5 protein-coding genes are annotated in these 3,547 nt (G+C 50.4%); 4 read left to right on the forward strand and 1 reads right to left on the reverse strand.

Going from position 1 to position 3,547, the window contains the following annotated elements; all coding sequences use genetic code 11:
* The first annotated feature begins 149 nt into the window (after positions 1-149).
* The 4 genes from ACN4EG_RS27340 (at position 150) to ACN4EG_RS27355 (ending at position 2,534) form a co-directional block, all read left to right on the forward strand.
* Complete coding sequence (locus ACN4EG_RS27340) at positions 150-311, forward strand: type II toxin-antitoxin system VapC family toxin (RefSeq protein ID WP_431633448.1); 162 nt, start codon at positions 150-152, stop codon at positions 309-311.
* Between the two features lie 143 nt (positions 312-454).
* On the forward strand, positions 455-700 hold the full coding sequence (locus tag ACN4EG_RS27345) for a hypothetical protein (protein WP_431633449.1): 246 nt from the start codon (positions 455-457) through the stop codon (positions 698-700).
* Entirely contained in the window at positions 693-1,073 is a 381-nt protein-coding gene (locus tag ACN4EG_RS27350; protein ID WP_431633450.1) for a type II toxin-antitoxin system RelE/ParE family toxin, read from the forward strand. The genes ACN4EG_RS27345 and ACN4EG_RS27350 overlap by 8 nt, the downstream gene beginning before the upstream one ends.
* 354 nt (positions 1,074-1,427) lie before the next feature.
* Positions 1,428-2,534 carry a ligand-binding sensor domain-containing protein gene (locus ACN4EG_RS27355; RefSeq protein WP_431633451.1) on the forward strand — a complete coding sequence of 369 codons (1,107 nt, stop codon included), beginning with the start codon at positions 1,428-1,430 and terminating at the stop codon, positions 2,532-2,534.
* Between the two features lie 402 nt (positions 2,535-2,936).
* On the opposite strand, the gene ACN4EG_RS27360 is transcribed toward ACN4EG_RS27355, so the two are convergent.
* Positions 2,937-3,547: hypothetical protein (locus ACN4EG_RS27360; RefSeq protein WP_431633452.1), on the reverse strand; the 611-nt coding region annotated here is incomplete at its 5' end.

Here is a 3,547-nt window from a genome sequence, read left to right on the forward strand (position 1 = left end):
GCGCTCAATCGGATGATTCAGATCGTTAAACCCGATAGCTACAAGGTTGAAGGTTAATACCAGGACACTCTCAAGGCGAACCTGACCGTTTTTCTAATCATGCAACAAAGCCCATTCAATCCTGTCTCGCAGTCAATCGTTTCAAGAGTATGGCAATCGATCTTGCTCACGTTCTTCAAATAGATCAGCTTCCTGATCACCACAAAGATCCCTTCGATCGTATTTTGATTGCCCAAGCTCAAGTAGGAAATATGCCCATTCTCACCATCGATCGACTAATTGCTCAATATCCTGTATCAACCATTTGGTAACGATCGCGCCCAAAATGACCCCGACGATCAACTCCGCCAATGGGCACAAGAACAACTACAAAAACTAGAGCCTAACCCTTGAGCCCCCAGCCACACAACCCCACCCCGCAAGATTTATAATGCTAATCAAGGAGGTACAGCCCATGACACAGCAACTTCAACAGGCCATTACCCTAGCGCAGTCTTTATCGATCGAAGACCAGCTTGAACTTATGAAAACCCTATCAACCCTCATCCAACAAAATCATGTCCTAATGACTCAAGCCAAGGAAGACGACGATGATGAGATTGGATTCTCTGCTGAAAGCTTCCGGCGATCTTGGCATCAAGCCATGACTGGACAAACCTTGCCCCTAGAAAAACTCTGGGAAGACTCAGACGATGAGTGAAACCCCTCCCAAAATTCAGATTCAGTTCACCCCAGAATTTAATCGGAAATACAAGGCCCTTAAGAAAAGATACCGCAATATTCAATCTGATTTGCAACCCGTCCTAGAAGCACTACAGTCTGGCGAAGTTTTAGGCGATCAGATTCCCGGTTTAGATGTCATTGTGATGAAACTGCGCGTTAAAAATAGTGACATTCAGAAAGGCAAAAGTGGTGGCTATCGCCTCATTTACTGGACTATCATCGATGAAACGCTCCTGCTATTGGATATCTACTCTAAATCTGATCAGGTAGAGCTAGATTTTGGCGAAATTCGTCGCGTCATCAAGAAGTACAGAGAAGCCCATGAAGAGGGCAACTCAGAAATCCCATAAACGATGGTCTACGACCGACCAAAGGTTAACGTGCCCTCAACGACCCCGATGACCAACTCCGCCGATGGGCACAAGAACAACTGAAGAGGTTAGAGGATAAGCAACAGAGACAAAGGAGTTGCTATGAAAAAGATTCACTACAGTAAAGACGTTGATGCGCTGCTGATCGAACTTTCAGAACCCCCGATCGCCTACGCCGAATGATGCCATCCTTTTCCACACCTTTCCCAGTCTCGCCCGAAAATTTCCCAGCATTCTCCAAAATTTTCTCCAGAATTGATGTCACCCCTGCGGGACTGGCAAGTATCATAAAGAATCCTTGACGGTGATTTGGAGTATAGAGGATTGGCAGCTATGGGATCTCGCATCTTCAACCGCCTGCACAGCAGCCTGGTCTGGGGGACACTCTCCCTCTTGGTGATACCCTCGATCGGTCTTGCAGCCCCCTCCGATGACCTACGGTCGGTCGAAGACCATCGCCCCATTACCTATCCTCCCGACGCCCCACCCCCCGCTGACAAACCCAACCCCGTCCCCAAGCAGCAGCCTTCTAATGCAGTGGACTATCGAGTTCCGGCGCTCCTTAAAGACTACAGCGGCTTTTTGTGGGTCGGTTCCTGGCAGGGGCTGACGCAGATTGACCCCAATACAGGTCGAGTTCTGGCTCGCATTCCCACCCCCAATCCGCTCACAGGAGCCTTGGCCCAGGATAAAGTGGGACGCATTTGGGTGGGCACCGCAGAAGGACTGTTTCGCGTTGACTCCCGTACAAAGGAAGTCACAGCCCAAAATATTTCCCTCCCATCTAACCGCATTCTTTCCCTGCAATTGGACAAACGCGGCTATCTCTGGGTGGGCACCGATCGCGGCCTTGCCCTGATTAGTCCCGACCAAGGGCTGCTCATGACCACACTGCAAGATTTACCCGGCGTGAGCGCCAATGCCCTGACCTTGGATAAGGACGGCCACCTCTGGGTCGGCACCCTCGACAGCCTGGTTCAAGTCAACACAGCCAAGGGCAAAATTATCCAAACCGTTGAAGAAATTCCTGGGGGAGCGGTGCAAACCGTTGCCGCAGATAACCACGGGTCAATCTGGGCTGGAACGCCTAGCGGATTGGTGGAAGTCAAAGCCCGTCAAGGACAAATGGTGCGATCGGTGACCCAGCTTCGCGGTCGAGAAATCGCGTCGATTCGGTTTGACACCCGAGGAACGGTCTGGGTGGGCAGTGGAACCGGTCTGCTACGGCTCAATCCCTACAATGGCAAAGTCCTCGGGCAAATTGGTGGATTACCCAGCGATCGGGTCTTGGTTGTCTCGCCGGATACAGGGAACAAGCTCTGGGTGGGCACCACGGAAGGGTTGGCCTGGGTCAGTATGAGCGATTTTCGTAGCCGTCCCTACGATGCCCTGTTTGCCACCAGCTCTGCCGCAGCCCAACCCCTTTTGCAACTGCGTTAAGTTTCCTGCCATTCCGCCAATTGACCTAGGATATCCCACGCTCAGAAGATGACAGCGGGAAGCTTGGGAATCTTAATCACATCAGTTAAATCTGCCGCGCTGGTTGCCGCCCCCATCAGTCCAAGGCAGATAGACCTGTTGTGTCGATTTTTGGAATCATTGCTATGAAATGTTTAACCGCTTAGGGATTTGCAAAGAAATAATATCCCCTCCTCATTCCCCTACCCTCCTACCCTTGTACTCTCCTACCCCTACCCAATTGGGATTTTATTTATGCGCTGTTCCCTTACTGCTCCCTCGGCTTAGTCAGTCTGGGCAGTGTGCTGCTGCCCCTCGGTTCAGCGCAGGCACAGAATGTTCGATCGCAGGGAACCCTCCTGGCCCAATCGCAAAATACATTCATCAAGGTCGGAAGCCATAGCGATAAAGCCCAGCCCGTCCAGCCTCTACATCGATTTCTCCACCTAGTTGTTGTTCCCAAGTCTGAAGGGCGTGAGCCAGGATGGGTTGATTTAACTCATACAGTTCATCATTGAGATCCCCAGCCAAGGACAATCGACAAAAGAGCGTGCAGTAAAAATAAAGCATCAGGCCCCCTCCACCTTCTCCACCTTTAGATGAATATCCTCGTTGGAAGTTCAGTTTTGCGAACCCACGAACCCACGCGCGAAGGGGAGACTCAGGACTATCAGTTGTGCGTACAGACACGCACATATCGAGGTCAATCCTCACGTTCCCGATCGGCTCCGATGCGGTTTGAATCCGATCAAGGATAGTTTGGACAAATTCTTCATAGGGTTGCCTGAGATTCCATTGCAATGACATTGTTGTTGAATGCCCTTGCCCTTCTAAGGGGCGTGTCTTAATTTCAACTCGCCAAGGTCGTAGAAACCCTGCAAATGTTTCTAGTGGAGTGTCAGGATTAATTTTGTGAGTTTGAGCGAGAATGGATTTAGGATCTGATTGGTTCTGAAATCCACTCTTGTAGGAATATCGTATGGGCAAAGTGTACA

The sequence above is a fragment of the Alkalinema pantanalense CENA528 genome (assembly GCF_050753345.1).
Classification (GTDB): domain Bacteria; phylum Cyanobacteriota; class Cyanobacteriia; order Leptolyngbyales; family Leptolyngbyaceae; genus Alkalinema; species Alkalinema pantanalense.